Genomic DNA, 25,477 nt, shown 5'->3' with positions numbered 1-25,477 from the left:
GCTAACTTCCGGCACTCCCAAAGGTGTCGCTCAGGAAGCCCGCTCGTCGATGACCGTTTTGATGATGTCGTCCAGCCGGTACTGCGGGGCGTAGCCGATCAGCCGGCCGGCCAGGGTCAGATCCGGCATGCGGCGTTCCATGTCCTCGAATCCGGGGCCATAGGCCTCCCGGTAGGGCACAAACCGGACATCGCTGGCGGAGCCGGTGAGCTCCCGCACCCGGTCGGCCAACTCGGCGATCGACGCCTCCTCCCGGCCGCCCAGGTTGACCGCGCGGCCATGCGCCTCCGGCTCCGCCATCAGCGCCGCCATCGCCGGGACCACGTCGTGCACCGAGCCGAAGCAGCGGCGCTGCCGGCCGGTGCCGTGGACGGTGATCGGCTCACCGTTGAGCGCCTGGCCGACGAACCGGGGGACGACCATGCCGTATCGCCCGGTCTGACGAGAGCCCACCACGTTGAACAGCCGGAAGATCACGCAGGGCACACCGCTCGCCCGGCTGTGCTCCATGGCCACCAGTTCGTCGAGCCCCTTCGCCGCGGCATACGACCACCGGCTCTTCAGCGGAGACCCGAGGATCCGGTCGGCGTCCTCGTCCAGCAGCTCGGCGTCGTTCTTGCCGTAGATCTCGCTGGTGGAGGCGATGGCGTACGGGACGCCGTGCCGGGCCGCGGCCTCCACCACGTTCTCCGTGCCGTAAAGGTTGACGTGCAGCGATGCCAGCGGCTTGTCGACGATGGTGTGCACTCCGACCGCGGCAGCCAGGTGGAACACCAGTCCGGCCTCGGCCACGAGCTCGTCCACCAGCGCCTTGTCCATGATCGATCCCTGGACGAACCGCATCGCCGGTGACGACCGCAGATGGGCGATGTTCGCCGCGGACCCGGTCGACAGATCGTCCAGGATCAGCACCTCGTGCCCGAGGGCGACGAGGTGGTCGCACAGGTGCGAGCCGATGAAGCCCGCACCGCCGGTGACAAGTGCCTTCGCCATGTGGTCCTCTCACCTAGAGCCGTACGACGTTTCCCCGGCGCTGCAGCACGCCACGCGTGTCCAGCACCAGGCGGGCCTCACGGCCGATCATCTCCAGATCGAAGGCGCTGTGACTCTGCAACAGGACGACCAGGTCGGCCTCGGCGACCGCGCTGTCGAGCACCTGCTCACCGGGGATCAGGTGCTGGTCCACGGACCAGTGCCGGACGAACGGATCGCCGTACCTGATCCGGGCCCCCAGCCGACGCAGCGAGCGGGCCAGTGGCAGCGCGGGAGTCCCCCGCGCGTCGGCGACGTCGGACTTGTAGGTGATGCCGAGCAGCAGGATCTGCGAGCCGTTGACCGGTTTGCCGGCCTGGTTGAGCGTGTGCTGGATCCGGGTGAGCACCCAGGACGGCATCGCGTCGTTGATCTCCTGGGCCAGTTCGGCCATCCGGAACGGATAGCCGTGCCGGCGGACGGCGTGGGACAGGTAGGACGGGTCGACGGGGATGCAGTGGCCGCCGACGCCGGGGCCGGGCAGGAACTTCTGAAACCCGAACGGCTTGGTGCCGGCCGCCTCGATGGAGTCCCAGATGTCGACGCCGAGGTCGGCGCAGAACGTGGCCATCTCGTTGACCAGCGCGATGTTGACGGCGCGATACGTGTTCTCGATCAGTTTGGCCATCTCCGCCTCGCGGAGCCCGCGGGTCGGCGCCACCCGGGGAACGATCTTCCCGTAGAAGGCGACCGCCCGGTCACGACAGGCCGGTGTCAGGCCGCCGACCACCTTCGGCGTGTTGGCCAGCCCGAACTCACCGTTTCCCGGGTCGATCCGTTCCGGCGAGTAGGCGAGGTGGAAATCCACTCCGGCGGTCAGACCGGAACGCTCCAGGAGCGGGCGGACGACGGAGTCGGTGGTGCCCGGCCAGGTGGTGGACTCCAGGACGACCAGAGTGCCCGGCGTCAGGTTCTCCGCGATATCGGTGATCGCCTGGACGACGGCGGTGAGATCGGGCTGGTAAGCCTCCGCCAATGGCGTGGGCACGCATACCACAATAGTGTCGCTGAACGCCAGTTCCGCCGGGTCGGCGACCACGCGGAATCCGCCGTCGAGCATCGCTCTCAACTCGCCGTCCGACAGGTCGCCGACAGGTGAGAAACCGGCATTAAGTGACGCCACCCGCTCGCTATCGGAATCCACCCCGAGAACACGCAACCCGCGGGTCGCCGCCTCTCGGGCGAGTGGCATTCCGACATAGCCCAGGCCGACCACCGCCAGGTCGAAAGACATTCGCGAGCCGGGCGGATCATGTGCCATGGTCTGGCTGCTCTCCCACCCGGCGGCATCGCCGCGCCGCCGGAGCGGCTCCGGTGGATCGGCACGGACGTCCGCCCGCCCCGGCGGATGCATGATCTTGTCGCGCAACGGTGCCCCCCGATGCCCCGTCGAATTGCGGATGGAAACCGCCGTGACGGCGGGGTGGAGACCGGGCCCTGATCGGGCACGAGAGCGAGCCACGCGAATTCCGGGCCTGCGCTTCCTGCGCCACCCGCCCGGGAATCCACTGTAATCAGGCACATCAGCGGCCGCAAGATCCGGGTTTCGGAACGTCCGGCAATACCGGAGGCTTTGATTACGGGCAATGGAAAATTGTACTAATTCCGGGTCGGACAAGATATTCCACAGTGGAGTACCATCCGGTCCATGCCCGACGCCCACGCCCCGGCTCCATGATCTCGCCGCTGGAGCGGGTGCTCACCAGTGTCCGCCGCTTTCCCGATCATCCGGCCGTCCACGACGACCGCGCGGTCAGCTACTCCGCTCTCCTGGCCCGCACCCGCCGCATCGCCGCGGCCCTGCCCGCCGCGGGGCCGGCGCCGGCGCTCGGCGCGGTCCTGGTGGCCCGGAACGCGACCGGTTACGCGGCGCTCCTCGCCACGATGTGGGCAGGCCGGGCCTATGTCCCCCTGAACCCGGACTACCCCGCCGGGCGCAACGCGGCGATGTTGCTCGCGTCGGGCGCCGACACCCTGATCGTGGACGAGCCGGCCGTCGCCGGACTGGGCCGGCTGACCGCCGCCCTCCCCCATCCGATCACCATCGTGCTGCTCGGCGGCGGCGACCCCGGGGTGGACGTGACCTCCCGGCACCATGTGGTCCGGGCCGACCCGGTCGACGGCGTGCCCACACGGCACGATCCGGCCGACCTGCCCGGCCCCGCCTACCTGCTGTTCACCTCCGGCACCACCGGCACACCAAGCGGGGTGCCGGTCAGCCCGGGGAACGTGGCGGCCTACCTCGACGCCGTGGCCGGCCGGCACGATCTCGGGCCGGGCGACCGCGCCTCGCAGACCTTCGAGCTGACGTTCGACCTGAGCGTGCACGACATGTTCGCCACCTGGCAGTCCGGCGCCTGCCTGCACCCGCTCTCCGCCCGGGCGCTGCTGCAACCGGCCGCCTTCATCCGCCGGCACCGGCTCACCACGTGGTTCAGCGTCCCCTCCGCCGCCGCCCGGGCGGGCGGTCTGGGTGTGCTGGGCCCGGGCGTCCTGCCGTCGCTGCGCTGGAGCCTGTTCTGCGGCGAACCGCTGATCAGCCGGGTGGCCGCCACGTGGCAGGCCGCGGCGCCGTCCGCCACGCTGGACAATCTCTACGGCCCGACCGAGGCGACGATCGCCATCACCGGCTACCAGCCGCCGGCGGAGTCGTGGCGCGACGACGACGGCAACGGTGTCCTGCCGATCGGGTGGCCCTTCCCCGGGCAGAGCACGATCGTGACGGCTGACGGCGAGGCCGTTGCACCCGGCGACACCGGCGAGCTGTGGTTGTCCGGGTCCCAGGTCACCAGCGGCTACTGGGCCGACCCCGGGCGCACTGCGGACCGTTTCGTGACCCGGGCGGACGGCCACTGGTTCCGCACCGGCGATCTGGTCCACCGGGACACCCACGGCGCGCTGCGCTTCCACGGCCGGGTCGACGACCAGATCAAGATCGGCGGGTTCCGGGTCGAGCTGCTCGAGGTCGACCACGTCCTGCGGACGGCCTGCGACTCGGCGGACGCGCTGACCGTGCCCTGGCCGGACGCCACCGCGCCGCGCTATCTGATCGCCGTGGTCACCCGCGGCGCCGGTCGCGGCCCGGACGCGATCCTCGAGGCCTGCGCCCGGACGCTGCCCCGCTACATGGTCCCGCGCCGGGTGGCCGTCCTCGACGAGATCCCCCGCAACCCGAACGGCAAGCTGGACCGCAAGGCGGCTGCCGCACTCCTCGAGAAGGGCCGACATGACGTCGTTCTCAGCTGACAGCCTCACCGCGGACGCCCTGCGGTGGGTGAACGAGCACCGCGTCGACCGGGAGACCGCCGACGTGCCGGTCCGCGCCGACACCGACCTGCTGGAGTTCGGTGTCCTCGACTCGCTGGGATTCATCCATCTGATGACGTTCCTGTCCGAGTCGTCCGGACGTACCGTCGATCTGGTCGACCTGGACGTCGACGACCTGGCCACCGTGGCCCGACTGTGCCGGGTCTACGCCGCCGCGGAGCCGGCCGATGCCCGCTGATCCGATCATCGACACCTACTCACGACGAGCTCACGACTATGCCGGCGCCGACAATCAGGCATCGTGCTGGGGGCTGGCGACCCGGGAGCTCTGGGCCCGGCTCGGCCCGCGCCCGCGTGACCGGACGATCGCCGACATCGGCTCCGGCGACGGCGCGGCGCTGCGCGAGATGCTCGGCCGGGCCGCCCCGCAGACCCGGCTGATCGGGGTGGAACCGGCTGCGGGCCTGCGGTCCATCGCCGCCGAACGCACCCGCGACCTGTCCGCGGTGGAGATCGTCGACGGCCGCTTCGAAGCGCTGCCGCTGCCGGCCGCGTCGGTCGACTACCTCTACAGCCTGATGGCGTTCCACTGGGTCACCGACCCGGCGGCCGGCGCCGCCGAGATCGGCCGGGTGCTGTCCCCGGACGGCCACGCCGACCTGTTCTTCATCGGACGGTTCAGTGGGCGCGAGTTCATCAAGGCCACCACCCCGGTCTTCCTGCGCCGGTTCGGTCCGGCACGGGTGTTCGCCGCGGCCGGGCTGCGCCGCCAGCTCACCCGGGAGGAGGCGGCCGCCGTCTTCACCGCGGCGATGCCGGACCGGCGTGTCACCGTCAGCGAGTGGTATGACACCCGCTACGACACCGTGGACGGGCACATGGCCTGGTGGGTCCGGATCGAGGGGCAGATGCTGGCGGCCGGCGGCGAGGACCGCGCGGACGCCGAGGCCGAGATCCGCTCCGCGATCGGCGGCCTCGCGACCCCCGCCGGCGTCCCCTACACGTTGCACCTGCTGCACGTCCGGGTCGAGGCGGAGAACGGGACGTCTTGACCATCCGGGTGGTGACCCACGAGGAGCGGTGGCGGCCCCTGGTGCGGGCCTTCAACGCCCGGATGACCGCGGCCGGGGCGACCGGTTTCTTCGAGGATCCGGTGCCGGACTGGCTCGCGCCGGCGCCGGGCAGCCCGACGCACCGGGAACTGTTCGTGGCGCTCGGTGCGGACGGCGAGGCGCACGGCGGATACGTCCTGCGCCACGAGCGGGTCCTCGTCGGCGGCGCGGAGCGGGCCGTCGGTTCGGTGCAGGGCCCCTACTCGGAGGGCGCTGCCGACAGCCGGCATGCCCGCACCTCGTTCTCGATCATCAAGGACATGATGCGCCGTCAGCCCCGGCTGTACGGCTGGGGGCTGGAGTCGCGACCGGAGATGCTCGACCTGTTCGGCATGTTCCGCTGGCGCTCGACGGCCGGACCGACCATGGTCTGGTGGGGCCCGCCCGCGCTGAGCCCCCGACGGCTCGCACCGGCCGGCGTCCGGACCAGCGTCGAACCGGACTTCGGCGACTGGACCGACACCCTGTGGACCCGGAACGCGCGGGAATACTCGTTCGTGGCCGGCCGGGACGCCGCCACCATGCGCGCGGTCTACCCGCCCGGTGATCACGGTTACCACCGCCTGGTGGTGCGCCGGGACGGCGAGGTGGCCGGCTGGGTGGTCACCGGGATCCGCCGCTTCCGCCGGCATCCGCGGTTCCGGTCGCTGCGGGTGGGCGTTCTCTGGGATGCATTCGCCGCCCCCTCGGACGCCGGGGCCGTCCTGTCCGCGGCGCACGCCTGGCTCGTCCGGGCCGGCGCGTCGGTGGTCCTCGCCTCGTTCATCGACGCACGCTGGAGTGAGCCGTTACGACAGCGAGGGTTCCGGCCCCGCGGCCGGGATCGCCACTTCCTGATGTCCCCCGCACTCGCCGCCGAGGTGGCGGAGGCAGGTTCGGAACGGGCCTTCCTGACCTTCGGGGACGCCGAGGGGCCCTGTGGCGCCCTCGGTCAGGAATTCTTCGCTATTGACCGGTAAATGTAGAATGTGTGTTTCTGCTTACGACCGAGCCACACCCGGAACCGGTGCTGTCACCAGACCGCCGGAACATGCTGCCCCCGCAGCGAAGGGAGCCCTGAGTCAGCAATGTGGACGAGCGAACACTCCGGTGAGGCGCCGGACCGGCGACCGCAGGCCGGCGGCCACATGATGTCGCCCCCGCGCCCGGTGCGGCTGCGCGCCACCGGAATCTCCAAGAAGTTCGGCCGCCGCCAGGTGCTGTCGAACGTGAATTTCGAGGTCCGTGCCGGCGAGGTGGCGGCCGTGATCGGCTCCAACGGCGCGGGCAAGTCGACCTTCCTCAACATCTGCGCCGGCCTGATCTCCCCCACCAGCGGCCAGGTCGAGGTGAACGGGTCCGTCGGTTACTGTCCGCAGGTCGGCGGCACCTTCGACTTCCTGCGGCCCAGCGAACACTTCGTCCTCTTCGGCCGCGGCGACGGGCTCAAACGCGGCGTCGCCCTGGCCCGGGGCAACGAGATGGCCGCCCTGCTCGGCTGGTCGCCGGACCCCAAGGTGCAGAGCCGCCACCTCTCCGGCGGCACCCGGCAGAAACTCAACGTCATCCTGTCGACTCTCGGTGGTCATGACATCCTGCTGCTCGACGAGCCCTATCAGGGATTCGACCGTGGCACCTACACCGACTTCTGGGAAGTCATCTGGCGGCTACGCGACTCCGGGCACACGATCGTCGTCATCACCCACATGCTCAACGCCATGGACAAGGTCGACCAGGTCCTGGACCTCACTCCGACCGGAAACGAGCGGAACCGATGACCAAGATGTTCACCGTCGCCGAGATGGTGCTGCGTGATCTGGCCCGCCGCCGGACCGTGCTGGGCCTGCTCTTCCTGTTGCCGCTCGGTTTCTATGCGGCCCGCCACGACCAGACCGGCCAGGCCATCCGGTTCGCCAGCCTAGGCCTGGGCTGGGGCGCCAGCACCGCCGGCCTCTTCTCCAGCAACTCGGCCAAATCCGTCGAGCCACGGCTGCGGCTGGTCGGTTACTCCTGGGTGACCCTGCTGGTGGGCCGGCTGGTCGCGCTGCTCCTGATCTCCTGGACGATCGCCGCTGCGTACTTCCTGCTCATCTACTTCGACCAGGACATCCAGCGCCCCGGCGCGCTGGCCGTCATGCTGGCCCTCACCGCGGCGATCGCGGTGCCGCTCGGCATGCTGATCGGCGCGCTGGTGCCGCGTGACCTGGAGGGCACCCTGGTGCTGATCGCCTTCGTCGGCGTCCAGATGGCGATCGACCCGGCGAAGGACTCGGCGAAGTACCTGCCCTTCTGGTCGTCCCGCGAGATCGGGACCTACATCGTCGACCCCGTGGGCGACGACTACCTGCAACGCGGTCTCCAGCACGGACTCGGCGTGACCGCCGGCCTGATCCTGTTCGCCGCCGTGGTGACCGCGATCCGGCTGCGCCGCCGCAAGCACATCCACGTGCTGACCCAGCCGGTCCCCGCGGGCACCCGCTGACCACACCACCCGGGGCCGCGTGCGGCACAGCGGTCATCGGGTCCGGTGCCCCAACGTCCAGGCCATCGTGGTGAGCGCCTGGCCCGCGTCGGCAGGCAGGCCGGCGTCGGCCAGGGCCGCCACCGACTCCTCGGTACGCTCGTCGATCACCCGCTCCACCTCGCGCAGGCTGCCGGTGTCCACGATCACCTGACGCAGTTCGGCCGCACCCGCATCGTCCAGATCCGGGTTGCCGTGCCAGCGGTCGAGCACCTCGAGCTGCGGGGCCGAGGCAGCCTGCCGGGTCATCGCCATCAGCACCGTCGACTTGCCGTCCCGCAGGTCGGTCATCGCCGACTTGCCGGTCTCCCCGTCGTCGCCGAAGACACCCAGGACGTCGTCCCGGAGCTGGAACGCGACACCGAGTGCGACACCGTACCGGGACAGGATGCCGAGGATCCTCTCATCGGCGCCGGCCAACCTCGCGCCGATCTGCAACGGCCGTTCCACCGTGTAGCGAGCGCTCTTCAACAGAAGGATCCGGTAACAGGCGGCCGGTTCGGCGACCACGGCCTCGCCACGGATGTCGAGGTACTGCCCGAGCAGCACCTCGGACCGCATCGCGCGGAAGGTCTCGAAGGCCGGCTGCATCCGTTCCGCCGGCAGTCCTGCGCTGTGGAAGAGCTGGTCGGCCCAGGTGAGACAGAGGTCGCCCCAGAGGATCGCGGCGCTGCGGCCGAACTGGGCCGCGTCGCCCCGCCAGCCGAGGCGATCGTGCTGCCCGGCCAGACTCACGTGCACCGTGGGCCGGCCCCGGCGGGTGTCGCTGCGGTCCATCACGTCGTCATGGATCAACGCGAATGCGTGGAACATCTCCAGAGCGGCCGCCACCGCGACGATGCCCGCGTCGGAGCCGCCCTCGGCGCTGCGCCAGCCCAGGTGGCAGAAGGTCGGCCGGACCCGTTTGCCGGAGCCGAGCAGAAACTCCTCCACCGTGTCCAGACCGTACCGCCAGCCCTCGTCGTCGCAGGTACGTCGGGCTCCCTCCAGGAAGCGGACGAAGACGTCGTCCACCTCCCGCCGGGCGACGTCCTGGCTGAGCACCAACGGGTCCGTGGCGACAGCTTCGTTCGTACTGGTCATTCCGTTCCTCCTCGTATGTCGCGGACCGGTGGCCGCTGGTCAGAAGTAGGCCGCGCGGTGCCGCAGGCTGCCCGCCGCGAAACCGGCCAGCCGCGCCGCGTACCGGATCCAGCGACGCCGCGGCATACCCCGGCGTGCCAGATCGGGCAGATGCCGGATCATCCAGAGCCAGCTCAGCAGCACCGCTCGCCACGGACGACGCCGGTAACCGGCGTTGCGGAAGGTGCGGTAGAGCAGCGCACCGGTCAAGCCGTAGGCCCACTTCTGCCGGGCCAAGCCGGGCAGGTCGGCCCGCAGGCGGTAGCCCATCCGGGCGGCCGGTGCGTAGACCAGCCGGTAGCCGGCGAGCTGCACCCGCCAGGACAGGTCGACGTCCTCGCCGGCCCCGCCGGCGAAGGTCTCGGCCCAGCCGCCCACCGCGGTCAGGACCGACCGGCGGATCCCGCAGTTCGCGCTGCGGGCGAAGGGGAGCGCCTCGCCCTGGTCCGGCAACTGGGCCGGCTCCTCACCGGCGAGGCCGGGATTGAGCACGGCGCACTCCACCCTGCCGCCGGCCATGTCGGCCTCGGCCAGGGCCGCGACCATCGCCGAGATCCAGCCGGGATCGGCGACGTCGTCCGCGTCACAGAACAGCACCAGAGCGCCGGCGCAGGCACGGACACCGGCATTGCGCGCGACTCCCGCGCTGCGGGCGCCGGGCGCGGCGATGGTACGCAGCGCCGGCAGCGACCGGCGCCGTTCCTCGACGACCGCCATGCTCCGGTCGGTGGATCCGTTGTCGACCACGACCAGTTCCCACCGTCCGGCGTAGTCCTGGGCGGCCAGGGCGGCGAGTTGCTCGCCGAGGGTCGAGGCGGCGTCGCGAACCGGCAGCACCACGCTGACCAGGAGCGGATCGCCCGTCTCCGCCGATGCCGGAACGGAACCAGCCGGCCGGCGAGTCACCAGCAGACGGGCTATGCCGGTGGCGCCGGCATCCCGGGCGAGCCGGCCGTCGGTCAGCGCGGCACGGCGTACCGCGGTGCCGGGTCGCGGCCGTCTGCCGGCCGGTGCGGTGACCGGTGGCAGATCGACCCGCTCGACGATCCCATCGGCCCGTACCGTCAGCACGCCCCAGCCGATGACGTCCGGCCCCTCCCCCGGCGCCGTCCCGGCCGCCGCGGCGACGGCCTCGAGCCACCCCGGGCCGGGCCGGTCGAGGTCGTCGAGGAACGCCACGAACTCGGCACCGGCGGCGGCGATCCCCCGGCCGGGCCGCGCCGCGACGACGTCCTCCGGCAACTCGTCCGGCCCGGCGGCGGACTCCACGATGATCCGGCCGGGGGCACGGGTCTGGGCACGCAGCGCCGTGACGACCGGGCGCCAGCCGCCGCGCGATGACACGACCACGTCCACGGCGGGTGTCCCCATCAGACGGCCTCGAGATCGAACGCCACGTCGTTGGCCGGTGCCACCAGCAGGTCGAGCAGTTCGGAGCGGCTCCGGGCACGTTTGCGGCGCTCCTCCATGGCGAGCATCCGGGCCGTGTACTCACGCCGGGCCGGCGAGCCGAAACCGGTTTCCGACGCCGACGTCAGCCCCTGCGGCCACACCCGGTAGCGGTACAGCAGCCGGCGGGTGCTGCGAATCCGGTAAAGCCGGGCCAGGCGGAGCTGGAAGTCGGTGTCCGCACCGAACACCGCCGTGCCGTCGAACCCGCCCAGCCGGTCGAACACCGAGCGGCGCACCACGGTCGTCGGGTGGTGCACCACGGTGGAGCGGCCCATCCGTACCCAGAGGTTGCCGTGCCGTGGGAACCGCCGGATCCCCTGTTCCCGGCCCTCCTCGTCGATCTGCGTGTAACCACAGCCCACCAGGTCGGCACGGCCACGCTCGAGCATCGCCACCTGAACCAGGAACCGGTCCGGCTCGCTCTCGTCGTCGGCGTCCTGGAAGCCGATGTACGGGCTCGTCACCCGGGGCAGCACGGCGTTCTTGATCCGGAGGTGGCCGACGTTGCGGCTGGTCCGCAGCACGGTGAGCCGGGGATCGCCGCGGAACGGCGCCAGCGCGCCGAGCCAGTCGTCCTCCGGGGAACAGTCGTCCACCACGATCAGCCGCAGGTCGCGGAACGACTGGGTGAGCACCGACCGTACCGCGGCGGGGAGATAGGCGGCACTGCGGAAGTGCGGGACGATCACGGTCAGCACGGGCGTTCCTCCTCGATTCCGTAAGCACCGGTCCCGAGCCCGGCCGGTGGGCGCGGACGGTCGGCGTGCCGGCGGTACCAGGACTCCAGCTGGACCATGGCCCACACCCGGCGGCCGTGGCGCTGCCCGGCGTCGAGTTCGCCGAGGAGGCGGCGAACCGCGTCCGGGCGGAACACTCCACGCCGGCGGGCCGTCGCGTCGGTGAGCAGGTCCCAGGCCAGCGGGCGCAGCGGGCCGCGGAGCCAGTCGTCCATCGGGATGCCGAAGCCGGCCTTCGGGCGCTCGGCGGCCCCCTCCGGCAGCCAGTCCCGCACCGCATGCTTGAGCAGGCGTTTCCCCACCCCGTCGGCGACCTTGTAAGACGCCGGGAGGCCGTCCGCCCAGGCCATCAGATCCTGGTCCAGCAACGGCGACCGGGCCTCCACGCCGTGCGCCATGGTGGCCAGGTCCATCTTGGGCAACAGATCACCGGCGAGGTAGGTGCGCTGGTCGACGGTGAGCATCCGGTCGATCAGCGGACGGCCGGCGGCCTCCGTCCAAGCGGTCCGCAGATGCCGCATCGGGTCCAGGGCGCCGACCCGGCGAGCGAACTCCGGCGTGTAGAGACCGGCCAGCCGGAACGGCTCGAACGCCGACATCAGGGCGGCGTACCGGTCGGCCGGGTCACGGCCGGCCAGCTCCAGGAACCGTCCGGCACGCCGGACCCGGGCGCCGCGGGTGGACAGTCCCATCGCGGCGCCGGCCCGGACCGCCAGGGCGCCGACCGGAGCCGGCAGCCGGAGCCGGGCGCCGGCCGCCATCAGGGCGTACCTGTCGTACCCGCCGAAGCACTCGTCACCGCCGTCGCCGTTGAGCACCACCGTCACGTGCCGGCTCGCCATCCGGGCCAGATAGAAGGTGGCGATCGCGGACGAGTCGGCGAACGGTTCGTCGAACTGCGCGCCGAGGTCCTCCAGCAGGGGCAGGACATCGGTTCCCAGCACCCACTCGTGGTGGTCGGTGCCGTACCGGCCGGCCACCGCCCGGGCGAAACGCCGCTCATCGGTGGCGGCGTCGTCGAAGCCGATCGTGAAGGTGGGCAGCGTGCCGTGCCCGGAGCGGACGGCCGCGGCGAGGACCGCGGAGGAGTCGACGCCACCGGAGAGCAGCAACCCGATCGGCCGTTCTCCGGTCAGCCGCATCCGGACCGCGGTCAGCAACCGGGTCCGCAGCTCCGCGGCCGCCTCGTCGAAGCCGACCGGTGACGGCCGCGCGACACCGAGCGTGTGGTAGCGGTGGTCGCGGATCAGCCCGCGTTCCCAGGTCAGCACCGAGCCGGGCGCCACTCGGCGCACATCACGCCAGACGGTGCCGGCGCCCGGGACGTACAGGCAGGCGAGGAAGCCGTGCACGGCCTCCGGGTCCACCTCGCGGGGGAAGGCCGGATCCGCGGCGAACGCCTTGAGCTCCGACGCGAACTGCAGTCCGCCCGGCACGCGGCGCCAGAACAGCGGCTTCTTGCCGACCCGGTCCCGGCCGAGCAGGAGCCGCCCGGCCACCGCGTCCCAGATCGCGAACGCGAACATCCCGTGCAGGTGGTGCACGAGAGCGTCGCCGTACTCCTCGTAGAGGTGGACCAGGCACTCGCCATCGCTGCCGGAGGCGAAGCGGTGGCCCCGAGCGGTCAGCTCGGCCCGGAGGTGCCCATGGTTGTAGATCTCGCCGTTGAGCACCGCCACCACGGCACGGTCCTCGCTGACCATCGGCTGGGCGCCGCCGGCCACGTCGACGATCGCGAGGCGCCGCATGCCCATCGCGATGCCGGCGCCCACATGCAGGCCGTCGCCGTCCGGGCCACGGTGCGCCAGCGCGGCCAGCATCGACCGGACGACGTCCGGATCGGGATCATCAGTCGTCGCCCACCCCGCTACACCGCACATCAGGGCTGTCCACCGGGCGGTGGTGGTCCGTCGTCCGGGAGCGCGAGCAGCACCGGCAGGCAACGGTCCAGCACGTCGTCGGCGTACCGGTCGATCATCGGGCGGACGTCGTGGGCGCACCAGAGCCCGGCGGGCGGGGTGGCGCGTTCCCGGGCCTCCTCGACCAGCGCGCGTAGCTCGGCCTCGGTCACCCGGCCGGTGCGCAGGAGATGGCCGAGGTTACCGGCCCGTTCCCCGTGCCTCTCGTAGTCGCGCAGGTCGTCCGCGATCGTGACGATCATGCCGAAGCCCCAGCCGAAGTCGGTCGCGGCGGCAGACGCGGCCGGGGTCCGGCCGGCCAGCGCGGCGAGGGTGCCGTAGAGGCTGAGGAAGCAGCCGCCGTAGGTCTCGGCGTGGGTGCGCCAGCTCGCCAGGCCGGCGGCCGGCTCACGTTTGGTCCTGAGCTGTCCCAGGCCGACAGTGACGAAGTTGGACTCCAGGACGGCGAGCACGGCGGCCGGGTCACCGGACCGTGCGGCGAGCCGGGACACCGCGCGTTGCTCCAGCAGCAGGCAGAGGCCCAGCTCGAAACGGTCGAAACCGCTGTCGTCGTCGAGGAGGTCGTCGAAGAGCTTCATCGCCGCGATGTGCATGCCGACCTCGACGGCGACCTCCCGGCGGAGGCGGTGCCCGGGCAGCCACATGGTCAGCAGGCTCGCGGCCCGCAGGTAGAGGCGGAGATCACCGACGTACCGGACCAGCTCCGGGGAGGCCTGGAACTCCCGCATGGTCTCCATCAGGACGCCACTCACGTAGCGGTGGCTGTCGTCGAGTTCCGCGGCCAGGTCGGCCGGCACGCCGGCGGGGACCCGGTAGGCGGCGGGGACACTCACCGCGCACGCGCCCGGTACGCCATCACGTCACCACTCACGAACAGGTCGACGTCCTGGCCGCCGAAATCGTCGATCATGTCCTGGCTGGACTGGGCGATCGCCTTGCCCGGCCCGTTGAGCGACGTATTGATCAACGCACCGACGCCGCTCATCTGATGGAACTCGCCGAGCAGGTCGTACAGGCGGGGGTGGTCGGCGGCGGTGAGCGTCTGCAACCGGCTGGTGCCGTCGACGTGCCGGGCCTCCGGGAACAGCCCCTCCCGCACGTCGTAGTTGAAAAGCATGTACGGCGAGGGGTGCTGACCGGGGAACAGCTCCACGAACGTGTCGTCGCGGATCACCGCGCCGAGCGGGCGGAACCATTCACGGCGCTTGAGCTCCTCGCTGAGGCGCTTGCGCATGCCGTCGGCGCTCGGATCACCGAGCAGCGAACGGTGCCCCAGCGCCCGGGGCCCGACCTCGGCGGCGCCCTCCAGGAAGGCCACCACACCACCGGTGGCCAGGGTACGGGCGGCGGCGCTCCCGTCGTACGCGATCGGAGTGAGGCCGGCGGCGGTCAGAGCCGCCGCCGAATCGCCGGTGTCCTCCGGCCGGCCGTTGACGTAGACCCCGAACGGCGCCACGTGCTGCCCCAGGACGTACTTCATCGCGTAGACGCCCGCGCCGATCGAGTGCCCGCTGTCCCCGCAGGCCGGTGGGATCGCGATGTCCCGGCCCAGGCGGCTGCGCAGCTCGGCGTTGGCGACGATGTTCAGGGCGCACCCGCCGCCGAGGGCGACGTCCACTCCGGCCGGCACCCCGGTCCAGCGGCTCAGCAACTCGAAGACCCGTTCGGTGAACAGGTCTTGGAAGGTGGCGATGACGTCGGCCATGGTCTGGAAGTCCCGGGCGAACTGCGGCCGTCCGGCGAGGTCGAGCTGAACGGCACGGGCCGCGGCCGGATCGTCCATGACGTCACCCCGGACACCGAGCAGCAGTTCGCGTACGTCGCCCCGGGGCCGGCCGTAACCGCCGAGGGCCATCACCTTGCCGGCCACGCTGGGGCTCTTGCCGAAGCCGAACAGGTAACCCAGCGCGCTCCAGCCGAAGCCGTTGCCGTACCAGGGCAACGGATCCTTCTCCAGCCAGCGCAGCATCCCCTGCTCGATCCGGAACAGGGAACTGCGGGTGATCTGACCCCGGCCCTCGTTGACCAGGACGACGCACCCCTCGGTATGCCCGGCGTAGTGCGCGGCGAGGGCGGCGTGCGAGACCTCGTGGGTGACGATCACGCAGTCCACCGGGTGTCCCAGCATCGTCGTGGTCGTCCGGAAGTGCGGGTTCCCGGCCTCGATCGAGGCGAGCGCCGCGTCGAGGTCGGGCAGGCCGAGCAGTGCGTGCGAGAACGGCGTGCTCACCGCTACCAGGTCGATGGCGGCCGGATCGATCGCCGCGGACCGCAACACGTACGCCAGGGCGTCGTCCACCCGGCCGTCGTGCTTGACCCGGCTGAGGCGTTCCGCCTCGATCGAGAAGCGCAGGACACCGTCCTCGAAGTAGGAGACGCCGGCGTCGTGGCCGAGTGAGTGGAGGGAGAGAACCTTCATGCTGACACCTCCGTCAGAGGGGAACCAGCGGCTCCCGGCGAGTCCGGTGCGACGTACTCGGCCCACTGCACCTGCCGTAGCGGGCAGCGGAACAGCCCGCGGAACCACAGCTCCGCGGCGGTACGGCCGAACCAGCAGAAATAGATCCACTTGATCGCGGACTTGGCCGCGCCGTGCCGCAGGCCGACGGAGCGGTCGAGATCGGTGAGCGGCCACATGCCGGAGAAGAGGATGCTCCGGAAGTAGTGGCGGGACACCGGGTAGGACCAGTCGGCCAGGTAGATGACATGGTTGAGCAGAAGCCGGCGGATGCGCCGGCCGGTCTGCCCGGCCGGGCCGGCCACCTCGTAGTGGCACCGGGCGTCGGGCACCAGCCGCAGGTGCCGCAGGGGGTCCGCGGCCTCCGGGTCGAGCAGCCGGAAGCAGACGTAGCCGTCGTCGCAGAGATAGCGATCGGGGATGCCGCCGCTGACCACCGCCCGTTCGACGAGCAGGCAACAGCCGTGCGGATAGTTGGTGGCGGTCGCGGTCAGCGCCTTGAGCCGGTGCAACAGGCGCGAGGTCGCGTACTTGCGGGCGTGCGGCACCTTGGTGCCGCCGACCGCACCCCGGCATCCGCCCCGGACGAAGTCCTCGATCATGGCGGCCAGACAGCCCGGCTCCAGGCGGATGTCGTCGTCGACCCAGCCGACCGCGGTGAGGTCGTACTCGTCGGCGACCGCGATGCCGGCGTTGAGCGTGGCGGGTTTACCCGGGCCGGGCAGGGACAGACCGATGAAGTGGACGGCATCGTGCCCCGCGGTCTCGGCGGCCAGCGACCGGAGGCGCCCGATCGCCTCGGCCTCCTCCTCCGGTCGCATCCACTGCATACCGACCATGACGATGACCTGCGCACCGGTCCCCACCGGCCCCGCGAACTGGGCCAGCACGTCGCGGAACCAGGAACGGTGGCCGGCCTCGTCGTACCGGCGCAGATGGGTGGGGAGGACGAAGGCGAAGCTCGGTGCGCCCGGCACGGCCGCCGGCGGGGCGGGCGGACGGGCCGTGGCCGTGCCGTCGGCGCCGAGGTAGACCACCGGGCGGCGCCAGGTGCCGCTGGGACGGTAGCCCCGGGAGATCCCGCGGCGCAGGCCGCGGAGCAGCGCGGGCTCACGAACGGCCATCGGCGCCCCCTCCCGTGCCGGCCGTCGTGCCGTCCAGGGCGGTCCGGAAGTCGCCGTCAGTGCCCCAGCTCACGCTGCGCCGCGGCCGCCCGGCCAGGCCGCGGAACGCCAGCGAGGCGACCACGACGCAGAACCAGGCGAGGTAGAGGGCCTTGATCAGCCATCGGATCAGACCACGGGCGATACCCCGCCGGCCGTCCCACGGGGCCACCGGCCAGAGGCCGTAGAACAGACAGCGGGTGGCGTACCAGTGCGCGGCCCGTACCGGATAGTCGGCCATCAGGACCACGTGGCTGTACATCGACCGGCGCAGCCGGATCAGGGTGTCCCCCGCCCGGCCGATCCGGCAGAACCCGCAGCGGGCCTCGCCGAAGACCTCGAAGTCGGCGGGGCCGCCGTCGGGTGCCCGTTCGAGCAGCTCGAAGAGCACGAATCCGTCGTCGGTGAGACAGCGCGGCGAGATGCCGCCGGCCACCACGTCGGCAGCCACCAGCATGCAGCCGGCAGCGGGGTACTCGTAGGGCGGCGCGGTGTGCGCCGAGACGTTGTCCATCACCCGGGCCGACGGGGTGGTGCTGACCTGCGCCACCTCGCTGGCGCCCACCGCACCCGTGCCGCCGCGCTCGAAGAACCGGGTGACCAGCCGCTCCAGGCAGTCCGGCGCCAGCTCGACGTCGTCGTCGACCCAGAGCCACCCGATGTAGCCGAGGCCGGCGGTCACCCGCAGCACGGCGTTCGTGGTGATCAGCTTGCCCCGGCCGGCCAGCGCGACGCCGGCCACCGTCAGCCCGGCCGGCACCCGGAGGTGACCGAGCAGGGTGGTGACCCGCTCGATCGCCCGCGCGTCGCCGTCCTCGGACTGCATGCCGATCCACACTGTCAGGGGCAACGCCGGATGCGCTGCCCGCACGGGCGCCAGCCGGTCCAGGACGTGCCACACCGCGGCGGCCTGCTCTTCCGGGCCGCACCGGTTCACGTACGTGGGAAGCAGCACCCCGAGTCCGCCGTGCGGAAGGCCGTCCGGCACTCCCGTCGTGACCGTCCCGCGGTGGACGACGGTGACCGCCCCGGCGGGCGGCCGGGCCGGCTCGTACCCCCGGGCGACCAGCCGTTGCAGAGTGGTCCGCCGGTCCCGGCGGGCCGTGCCGGCCTCAGAAGTCACGGTCGGTGTTGTTGTCGGACTTGGCCAGGCTCATCACGCCGGACGCGGTGTTGCGCCACTGTCCCGTGGTCGCGGCGTGGCCGAGCAGCGGCTTCGCCATCTGCCAGCGCAGGAAGAAGGAGCGGTACGCGTACCGTGCCCGCGCCTCGGCGTCCGGCACCAGGTGGTTGAGCCGGACGTTGAACTCACCCTTCACGAACCGGTCCCAGTAGTCGGCCGGGATGGCCCCCTCGGCGACGCACTCCTTGTGCAGCTGTGTCCCGGGCAGCGGGGTCGCGGTGTAGAAGCTCGCGTAGTCCAACGGAAGCCGGCACGCGAGGTCCACGGTGGACTGCAGCTGCTGCCTCGTCTCGCCGAGCCAGCCCACGATGAAGTAGCCGAAACCCTTGATCCCGGCGTCGAAGGCGGAGGTCACCGCCTTCTCGATCTTGCCGACGTTGCTCTCCTTGTTCATCCGCTGCAGGATCTCGCTGTCACCGTGCTCGATGCCGAACCGGAGCCGCTTGCAACCGGCGCCGGCCATGGCGGCGAGGAGTTTGTCCGGCACCAGGTCGACGCGGGTCGGCGCCTCCCAGCGGACCTTGAGCCCGGTCGACCTGATCAGCTCGCAGATCTCGTAGACCCGGCCGCGGTGGAGTGTGAACACGTCGTCGTAGAACATGATCTCGCGAACGCCGTACCGGTCGCGGAGCAGCGTCATCTCCCCGACGACGTCCTCCGGGCTGCGGTACATCGACTTCTTGTCGACCGCCTGCTTGAAGCAGAAGCTGCACTTGAACGGGCATCCCCGGCTGGAGATCATGGTGGCGAACGGCCGCGGCGCCATGATCGAGTAGTAGTTGTCCATCGGCAGGCCCTCGCGCTCCGGCCAGCCGACGTCCTCCAGGTTCACCATCGGGGCCGCGCCGCCGTCGAAGGTGCGGGTGACCAGCCCGCGGATGCCGTCCGGGTCGTCACCCTTCTCCAGTGCCTCGGCGAGATCGACCATGATGGTGATGCCCTCGCCGACGCCCACGTAGTCGAGGGACTCGTGGTAGAGGTTCTCCATGGCGTACACCTCGGTGTGCGGTCCGCCGAGGATCACCTTCGCACCCGTGCTCTTCGCGGCCTCGGCCGCCTCCAGCGCGCCGGGCAGCCCCGGAGTGGTGGTGCTGATCCCGACCAGGTCGGGCTGGAAATCGGCGAGCAGCTTGCGGAGCCCCTCACCGTCCAGGCCGAGGGCCGGGGTGTCGACCTGGATGACGTTGTGAAAACCCGCGCTCTGGAGCGCGGTGTGGATGTAGCCGAGGCCGAGGTGCGGCAGGACGCCGGCCCGGCGCTGGATCTGGCTGATCTGCCGGGTGTTGAGACAGAGGTCGTGGTGGCGTACCAGAGCGATGCGCAGCTTCCGCTTGCGCCATCGGGGTGTCGCCGACCGCTCCGGTGCCGCCGCGACCGCGCCCGTGCCGCAGGAGGCCCCGGTCGCCTGAGGATTGTTGAGGACCACGAGTTGTCTAGGCATGCTGATCCGTTCAGGTGAGGGTGAGTGTGCGGCCCGGAAGGCGGCCGGCCGAGCGGATCCGGTCGAGGGCCGCACGCCAGTCCGGGGTCTCGAGTGCGCCCGCGAAGATCACGTAGTCGGCGCCGGCCCCCAGGTAGGCATCCACCTGTTCCGGGGTCCGCACGCCGCCGCTGGCGAAGAGCAACTGTTCGGGCGCCAGCACCTCGCGGAAGATCTCGCAGGTTCGCGGGGTCACCCGGTCGTGGCGGGAGTAGAGGTAGACCATGTCGAAGCCGAAGTGACGGGCCTGCTCGGCGCAGGCCGTGACGGACTGCTCGTCCTGGGCGATCGGCCGGGTGCCCATCCGGGAGTAGGAGCGGTCGTCCGAGCCGAAGGTCAGCGCCGCGGACAGCAGCGGCTGGGGCGCCGGGGGCGCCGCGTTGCCCAGGGCGTACGTCTCCAGCAGGCTCTTCCACACGTAGTAGGGGTCGTCGGAGCCGAGCAGCGCTGGCAGCATGACACTGTCCGCCTCCGCCACGACCGGGAAGCCATGGCCGGGCGCCGGGGGGAAGTGCAGGATCGTCGGGATGTCCGTCGCGGCGCGCACCGCCGCCACGTACGCCGGCATGCGGGTGGCGAAGTCCTGGTAATCGGTGCTGGCCAGCAACAGCGCCGGCAGGCCCGCCGCGGTGACCGCGCGGGTCTTCTCGACCGCCTCCGCCACGTCGATCTTGAAAGGATCGATGACGTGGATGACATGGCCGCGGTGCGCCCGCAGATGCGCCAGCACATCCCGCCGGTACGCCCCGGCGGTCACGATCCGGCCCTGTCGGCGGCCACCTGAAGCGCCCGCAGGACCGTCGCCGTGGTGTGCAGCCCGAACGTGTCCCGGGCGATGGTGCCCAGGCAGGCTCGGCCGACGCCGTCGAACGACCAGTCCTCGTACGAGTCCGGATCGGTCTCCCAGGGCAGCACCATCCGCAACCGTGCCGACGGCTCCCAGGAGCCGTCCGGCCGCTGATGGCGGGCCAGCCACTCCGCGGCGGCCCGGATCCGGTCACCGCCGAAGCCGGGATCTCCCGCGGCGACGGTACGCAGAGCCAGGGCCGTGGCGAACGGCGAGCCCTCCGGGTGCAGGTGGTTCGTCACCGCGCCGTCCGGCCCGATACGGTCCGCCGCCCAGCGGGCCGCCTCCGCCCGGACCTGCTCGGTGCCCGGGACCGAGGCGAGGGACTCGACGGCCAGAGCGGTGCTCAGCTCGGCGTCGATCCACCAGTAGGCGGGCCAGTGACCGTCCGGAAGCCGGGCGGCGAGCAGCCCGGCGACCACGCGATCGCGTTCCGGCAGACGCTCGATCCCGGCGACGGCGGCGGTCACGCAGATGTGCCCGCCGCACCAGCCGTCCCAGGACGGCACGACCGGGTACCGGCCGAACGCGGCGACGGCCAGATCGAACACGTACGTCGAGACCAGTCCGTCGTCGTGCACGTGGGCGCTGAGGAACTCGCGGCCCCGTACCGCCCACGGCTCGTCCGCCCGGCCGGTGAGCTCGGCCAGGTGGAGGACCCATCCGGTGCTGTCGGCGTCCTCCGGAGCGACCTCGCTGTAGTTCCATCCGCCGTTGTCGTGCTGCTCGGGCACCAACAGGTCGACCGCCCGGCGCCCGGCGCGGACCGCCTCCTCGTCCGGCAGCCGGACGAGGACGCTCGCCACGTATGCGGTGATCCAGTCGTCGCTCGGGCCGAGCAGGTCGTAGTCGACCCACCGGCCGTCCGCCTCGCGGCGCCCGAGCAGGAAGTCGAGGCCGCGCCGGACCGCGGTCCCCTCGGCGATGTCGACGGTACTCTCCGTCACGATTGATTCCTCTCCTGTGCGCCGGCCGTCACCGTCAGGCCCCGCCGGTCCAGTAGTTGGCGCATGACGTTCTCGAGGCGCTCGACGGTGGCGTCCTGGTTCAGCACGGTCGAGGCGAAGGTCCGGGCGGCTCGCTTGCCGGCGGTGATCCGCGCCCGGTCGCCGAGCCACTCGTCCAGGTCGGCGATGAGCTCACCCGCGGTGGCCCGGCAGCGGCCCAGCCCGTACTCGTGGATCAGGCCGCCCACCCAGCCCTCCATGGGCAGACCGGATTCGAGCATCAGCACCGGGATGCCGAAGTGGGCCGCTTCCAGGGTGGTGTTCGGGCCGGCCTTCGAGATGAGCAGGGCGTGCTCGGCGGCGGCGGCACCCTCGATGTAGGCGAAGTACTCCCGCTGGGTGAGCCTGGTGTGGAAGCGCCACCGGGCCGCGTCGACGTTCCCCCTCACCTTGTCGATCAGGGCGGGGTCGTTGTAACCCACGAACACGACGTCGACGGCGGGGTGCCGTGCGGCCAGATGGTGCAGGATCCGGACGTAGTCGTCCCCACCCCGGTTGCTGAACACCACGATCTTGGGGCGAGGTTCCGGGCCGGCCGGCGCCGGCCAGCCGGACCGCTCGGCGGAGTCCGGTTCGGCGCTGACGAACGCGCCGAGATCGTGCCGGGCCACCAGGGGGCCGACCACGTGCACGGTGGCCGGGTCGGCGCCGCTCTCCGCGCAGAACCGCTCGCGGGTCCAGTCGAACGGAACCGTCATCGCGTCCAGGTCGACGCTGCGGTGGATGGGCAGGTCCAGCAGGCCGGGGTTGGTCACGTAGCTGACCACCGGGGCGTCCACAGCGGCCCCGGCCAGGGCGGCCTTGCAGAGCCGGGCGACGAACCCCTTGGTGCCGATGACCAGATCCGGCCGGGCCTGTTCGAGGGCGGCCCGCAGCCCGGCGACCCGGCCGGCCACCGGGCCGGACGGGCCGGCCTCGAACCGGGCCGGGTATGCCGCCTCGATCTCGGCCATCAGGGCGAGGTACCGCCGGCTGCGGGTCGCCGTGTCCGGTGAGTCCGCGGTGATCGCGGCGATCCGCGCGCCGTACTCGCCGATCCAGGGCAGAGTGGTCTCGGCCTCCCAGACGTCCACCCGATGACCGGGCAGACGTTCCCGCAGCACCCCGCCGAGCCGGGTGGCGGCCAGGAAATTGCCGAACTGGCCCCAGGTTCGCGGCGACACGATGACGATCCGTGGATCGGTCATGACACTTCCTCCATGATGGTGACGCGCATGTCCGGACGGGCGCCGGCCGCCGGGCCGGGAACCGCGTCCTGCCAGATCTGGAAGCAGAGCAGCGCCCACAGCTTCCGGGCGTGATCCGACCGGCCGCTCAGGTGCTCGCCGATCAGCCCCGCTACGGTGTCCGCGCGGAACAGCCCGTGCCGGTCGAGCCGCTCCCGGCTGAGCGTCTCCAGCAGCAGCGGGCGCAACTCGCCGATCAGCAGCGTGCCGATCGGCGCCCGGAACCCGGTCTTCGGCCCGTACGCGACGGCGGCCGGCAGCATCCGGGCGGCGATCCGGCGCAGCGGGTGCTTGCCGGTGAACCGGCGCATCTTGCGGCCGGCCGGCAGACTCGCGCAGAAGTCCACGACCGCCTCGTCCAGGAACGGCGACCGCGCCTCGATCGAGACGAGCATCGACGCGCGGTCCACCTTGGTGAGGATCACGTCGCTCAGGAAGTGCGCAATGATGCCGAGCTGGCTGCGTTCGAGCGAGCCCAGCCCCGGATGCCCGGCCACCGCCGCGTCGACCCGGGCGAACGGCCGGCCGGTCACCGGCACGGTGAGGATCCGTGCCGTCTCACTCGGCGCGAACGGCGCCCCGGCCAGCAGGAACCGTCGCTGCGGCGGGCAGCCCAGGGCCTGGCCGAGCCGCCGGGCCACGGTCGTCGCCGGCAGGTTCCCGTGCCGTACCGGCAGGCGGCCCAGAGCGGCGGCCGGCCAGGCGGCCATGGGACCGGGCAGGGAGTCCAGCAGGCCCAGGAGCCTCTCGGCCTGGAAGTAGCGGTAACCGAGAAGCACCTCGTCGGCGCCGTCGCCGGTGAGCACCCCGCGTACCTGACGGCCGGCGAGCTGACAGGCGAGCACGGTCGGCAGCAGTGACGAGTCGGCCAGCGGTTCGTCGACCCGGTCGTACCAGGTGGTCAGCCCGTCCACCAGGTCCGCGGGGCCGAGCCGCCGATGGTGGTGCTCGGTGCCGAGGTGGCGGGCGACGGCCGCCGCGGCGTCGCTCTCGTCGAAGGCCGGATCGGTGAACCCGACCGAGAAGGTGGCCGGGGCACGCCCGGTGACCTGCTTGGCCAGCGCCGCCACCACGCTCGAGTCGAGACCGCCGCTGAGCAGGACACCGAACGGTGACGTGGTGTTCTCGACGCGCCGGGCGACCGCGGCGCGCAACACGGCCTCCAGGCCGGTCTCGGCACCGGCGGCCGAGCGCCGGTCCCTCTCGGCGGGCAGCGTGGGCTTCCAGAAGACGACGGTACGGGCGGAGCCCGCGGACCATTCCAGGTAGGTGCCCGGAGGAACCTTGCGCACGCCGGCCAGCACCGTGGACGGCGCCGGGAACGCCTGCAGGACGAGGTAGTCGGCGACCGCCTGATGATCCAGGCCGGTGGGACACCGCGGGTGCCGGCGCAGCGCCCCGAGCTCGGAGGCGAACACCAGACCGGCGCCGTCCGGGAAGTAGTAGAGCGGTTTCTTGCCGAGCGGGTCGCGGGCCAGCAGGATCCTGCCGTCGCGCCGGTCGTGGACGGCGAACGCGTACATCCCGCGGATCCGTCGCAGCGCGCCGGCGCCCTCGCGTTCCAGCAGTTCGGCGAGGACCTCGGTGTCGGAGCCGGTCCGGAGGGCAACTCCCGCGGCCAGCAGTTCCCGGCGCAGCTCGGCGACGTTGTAGATCTCCCCGTTGAACACCAGCGCGGTGTGGCCGGAGATGGTGATCATCGGCTGCCGTCCACCGGCCGGATCGGTGAACGGCAGAGCGCAGTGCCCCAGCACGACCGCGCCGTGCCTGCCGATCGCCGCACCGTCCGGTCCGCGGTGACGCAGCGCCGAGAGCATCTCCCGGGCGAGGTCCTGCCCCTGCCGAACGCCGAAACCGACGTGGCTGAATCCTGCGAATCCACACATGCCGCGTCCTTGATCTGAGCGGTTCCACCGGTGCGGCGGCGCCGGGCCGGCCCTGTTCCCTGGCTGGTCGTGGAAATCGGTCGTGACGTGGTCAGGCGCCGATCTCGGCCAGCTGCCGACGGCGGGCCTCGATGCTCCGGCGCAGACCCTCGGCGAGATCGGTCGTCGCCCGGAATCCGAGCGAGTCGGCGGTCCGGCTGACATCGGCCAGGGTGAAGCCGACGTCACCGGCCTTGCGGTCCTGGTGGACCACCTGTGGAGCGCTGCCCGCCAGCGTCGAGACCAGGGAGATCAGCTCACCGACCGAGACGTTGCGACCGGTGCCCAGGTTGAACGTGCCGCTGTCGACCGGCGCGTCCATGGCCCGGCTGACCGCCCGCACCACGTCGTCGACGTAGATGAAGTCGCGGCGCGCCCCGCCATCGCCGTAGATGGCGATCTCGGATCCGGTGAGCGCCGCGGTGATCAGGCGATGGATCAGCATGTCCGGCCGTTGGCCAGGCCCGTAGACCGTGAAGAAGCGCAGGGCGACGGTGGAGAGTCGGCTGCCGGGACGACGCGCGTAGGCCAGCGCCAGTTGCTCGGCGGCCAGCTTGGTGACCGCGTACGGCGAGGCCGGCGCGGGTGTCCTGCTCTCCGCCATGGGCAGCCCGGCGACCTCGCCGTAGACCGACGACGACGAAGCGATCACCAGGCGCGCCACACCCGCGGCGTGGCAGGCCTCCAGGAGCCGGCGGGTGACCAGCAGATTGCATTCGACATAGTCGTCGAACTCCCGCCAGGAGGGCCGCACGCCCGGGATCGCCGCCAGGTGGACCACCGTCGAGACGCCCTCGAGCAGGGGGGCGAGGGGGATCGAGCGAAGATCGCCGACGACCTGACGGACCCGGGCGCCGTGGTCGGCGACGGCTGGATCGCGCCGGTCGACCCCGGTCACCCGCCGACCGCCGGCCGCCAGGTGACCCAGCAGATGACTGCCGATGAAACCCGCCGATCCGGTGACCAGCACTCCTCCGGCGACCTGTGGATCCGCCATGACACACGTCCCCTCCCCGCTCATTGCGGAGCGTCTCGGAGGGCAGGCAT

Annotated in this window: 22 protein-coding genes; 6 read left to right on the top strand and 16 right to left on the bottom strand. The window is 71.7% G+C overall.

The window, feature by feature from the left end; translation table 11 throughout:
* Positions 1-30: 30 nt before the first annotated feature.
* Together WH85_RS27040 and WH85_RS27035 are read right to left on the bottom strand one after the other, a co-directional pair.
* Positions 31-993 (bottom strand): NAD-dependent epimerase/dehydratase family protein, encoded by a 963-nt coding sequence (locus WH85_RS27040; protein ID WP_045744815.1) that lies wholly within the window; start codon positions 991-993, stop codon positions 31-33.
* A 13-nt stretch (positions 994-1,006) separates the two neighbouring features.
* On the bottom strand, positions 1,007-2,266 hold the full coding sequence (locus tag WH85_RS27035) for a nucleotide sugar dehydrogenase (RefSeq protein WP_045744814.1): 1,260 nt from the start codon (positions 2,264-2,266) through the stop codon (positions 1,007-1,009).
* Between the two features lie 440 nt (positions 2,267-2,706).
* Here WH85_RS27035 and WH85_RS27030 point away from each other — a divergent pair, with 440 nt between their 5' ends.
* From WH85_RS27030 to WH85_RS27005, 6 genes are all read left to right on the top strand, one after another.
* On the top strand, positions 2,707-4,278 hold the full coding sequence (locus WH85_RS27030) for an AMP-binding protein (protein ID WP_045744813.1): 1,572 nt from the start codon (positions 2,707-2,709) through the stop codon (positions 4,276-4,278).
* The gene (locus tag WH85_RS27025; RefSeq protein ID WP_045744812.1) at positions 4,259-4,537 is read left to right on the top strand and encodes a phosphopantetheine-binding protein; all 279 of its coding nucleotides are present in this window, start codon (positions 4,259-4,261) and stop codon (positions 4,535-4,537) included. The genes WH85_RS27030 and WH85_RS27025 overlap by 20 nt, the downstream gene beginning before the upstream one ends.
* On the top strand, positions 4,527-5,351 hold the full coding sequence (locus WH85_RS47440) for a class I SAM-dependent methyltransferase (RefSeq protein ID WP_052720826.1): 825 nt from the start codon (positions 4,527-4,529) through the stop codon (positions 5,349-5,351). The genes WH85_RS27025 and WH85_RS47440 overlap by 11 nt, the downstream gene beginning before the upstream one ends.
* On the top strand, positions 5,348-6,370 hold the full coding sequence (locus WH85_RS27015) for a hypothetical protein (protein WP_045744811.1): 1,023 nt from the start codon (positions 5,348-5,350) through the stop codon (positions 6,368-6,370). The genes WH85_RS47440 and WH85_RS27015 overlap by 4 nt, the downstream gene beginning before the upstream one ends.
* A 108-nt stretch (positions 6,371-6,478) precedes the next feature.
* Positions 6,479-7,168: an ATP-binding cassette domain-containing protein gene (locus WH85_RS27010; protein WP_052720825.1), complete on the top strand. Its 690-nt coding sequence runs from the start codon at positions 6,479-6,481 to the stop codon at positions 7,166-7,168.
* Entirely contained in the window at positions 7,165-7,872 is a 708-nt protein-coding gene (locus WH85_RS27005) for an ABC transporter permease (RefSeq protein ID WP_045744810.1), read from the top strand. The genes WH85_RS27010 and WH85_RS27005 overlap by 4 nt, the downstream gene beginning before the upstream one ends.
* A gap of 33 nt (positions 7,873-7,905) precedes the next feature.
* Here WH85_RS27005 and WH85_RS27000 read toward each other — a convergent pair whose 3' ends face one another.
* The 14 genes from WH85_RS27000 to WH85_RS26935 all read right to left on the bottom strand — a co-directional run bounded on the left by WH85_RS27000 (position 7,906) and on the right by WH85_RS26935 (position 25,427).
* Positions 7,906-8,994 (bottom strand): polyprenyl synthetase family protein, encoded by a 1,089-nt coding sequence (locus tag WH85_RS27000; protein WP_052720824.1) that lies wholly within the window; start codon positions 8,992-8,994, stop codon positions 7,906-7,908.
* 39 nt (positions 8,995-9,033) lie between these two features.
* On the bottom strand, positions 9,034-10,404 hold the full coding sequence (locus WH85_RS26995; RefSeq protein WP_052720823.1) for a glycosyltransferase: 1,371 nt from the start codon (positions 10,402-10,404) through the stop codon (positions 9,034-9,036).
* Positions 10,404-11,183, bottom strand: a complete 780-nt coding sequence (locus WH85_RS26990) for a glycosyltransferase family 2 protein (protein WP_211275452.1) — start codon at positions 11,181-11,183, stop codon at positions 10,404-10,406. The genes WH85_RS26995 and WH85_RS26990 overlap by 1 nt, the downstream gene beginning before the upstream one ends.
* Positions 11,177-13,102 carry an asparagine synthase (glutamine-hydrolyzing) gene (asnB, locus tag WH85_RS26985; protein ID WP_045744809.1) on the bottom strand — a complete coding sequence of 642 codons (1,926 nt, stop codon included), beginning with the start codon at positions 13,100-13,102 and terminating at the stop codon, positions 11,177-11,179. The genes WH85_RS26990 and asnB (WH85_RS26985) overlap by 7 nt, the downstream gene beginning before the upstream one ends.
* On the bottom strand, positions 13,102-13,974 hold the full coding sequence (locus WH85_RS26980) for a hypothetical protein (protein ID WP_052720821.1): 873 nt from the start codon (positions 13,972-13,974) through the stop codon (positions 13,102-13,104). Before WH85_RS26980 ends, asnB (WH85_RS26985) begins: the two co-directional genes overlap by 1 nt.
* Entirely contained in the window at positions 13,971-15,560 is a 1,590-nt protein-coding gene (locus WH85_RS26975) for a carbamoyltransferase C-terminal domain-containing protein (protein WP_045744808.1), read from the bottom strand. The genes WH85_RS26980 and WH85_RS26975 overlap by 4 nt, the downstream gene beginning before the upstream one ends.
* On the bottom strand, positions 15,557-16,723 hold the full coding sequence (locus tag WH85_RS26970) for a glycosyltransferase family 2 protein (protein WP_211275451.1): 1,167 nt from the start codon (positions 16,721-16,723) through the stop codon (positions 15,557-15,559). Before WH85_RS26970 ends, WH85_RS26975 begins: the two co-directional genes overlap by 4 nt.
* Positions 16,710-17,885 carry a hypothetical protein gene (locus tag WH85_RS26965; protein WP_045744806.1) on the bottom strand — a complete coding sequence of 392 codons (1,176 nt, stop codon included), beginning with the start codon at positions 17,883-17,885 and terminating at the stop codon, positions 16,710-16,712. The genes WH85_RS26970 and WH85_RS26965 overlap by 14 nt, the downstream gene beginning before the upstream one ends.
* Entirely contained in the window at positions 17,875-19,386 is a 1,512-nt protein-coding gene (locus tag WH85_RS26960; RefSeq protein ID WP_045744835.1) for a B12-binding domain-containing radical SAM protein, read from the bottom strand. Before WH85_RS26960 ends, WH85_RS26965 begins: the two co-directional genes overlap by 11 nt.
* A gap of 10 nt (positions 19,387-19,396) precedes the next feature.
* Complete coding sequence (locus WH85_RS26955) at positions 19,397-20,182, bottom strand: geranylgeranylglyceryl/heptaprenylglyceryl phosphate synthase (protein ID WP_063775547.1); 786 nt, start codon at positions 20,180-20,182, stop codon at positions 19,397-19,399.
* The gene (locus WH85_RS26950) at positions 20,179-21,219 is read right to left on the bottom strand and encodes a prenyltransferase/squalene oxidase repeat-containing protein (RefSeq protein ID WP_045744805.1); all 1,041 of its coding nucleotides are present in this window, start codon (positions 21,217-21,219) and stop codon (positions 20,179-20,181) included. Before WH85_RS26950 ends, WH85_RS26955 begins: the two co-directional genes overlap by 4 nt.
* Complete coding sequence (locus WH85_RS26945; RefSeq protein ID WP_045744804.1) at positions 21,216-22,466, bottom strand: glycosyltransferase family 28 protein; 1,251 nt, start codon at positions 22,464-22,466, stop codon at positions 21,216-21,218. Before WH85_RS26945 ends, WH85_RS26950 begins: the two co-directional genes overlap by 4 nt.
* Positions 22,463-24,391 carry an asparagine synthase (glutamine-hydrolyzing) gene (asnB, locus tag WH85_RS26940; protein ID WP_045744803.1) on the bottom strand — a complete coding sequence of 643 codons (1,929 nt, stop codon included), beginning with the start codon at positions 24,389-24,391 and terminating at the stop codon, positions 22,463-22,465. The genes WH85_RS26945 and asnB (WH85_RS26940) overlap by 4 nt, the downstream gene beginning before the upstream one ends.
* A 91-nt stretch (positions 24,392-24,482) precedes the next feature.
* Entirely contained in the window at positions 24,483-25,427 is a 945-nt protein-coding gene (locus tag WH85_RS26935; RefSeq protein WP_211275450.1) for an NAD-dependent epimerase/dehydratase family protein, read from the bottom strand.
* Between the last annotated feature and the right edge of the window lie 50 nt (positions 25,428-25,477).

The sequence above is a fragment of the Actinoplanes rectilineatus genome, from assembly GCF_000962825.1.
Lineage (GTDB): Bacteria > Actinomycetota > Actinomycetes > Mycobacteriales > Micromonosporaceae > Actinoplanes > Actinoplanes rectilineatus.
The sequence above is the reverse complement of the archived record's forward strand: the minus strand, read 5'-3'. Positions and strand labels throughout refer to the sequence as shown.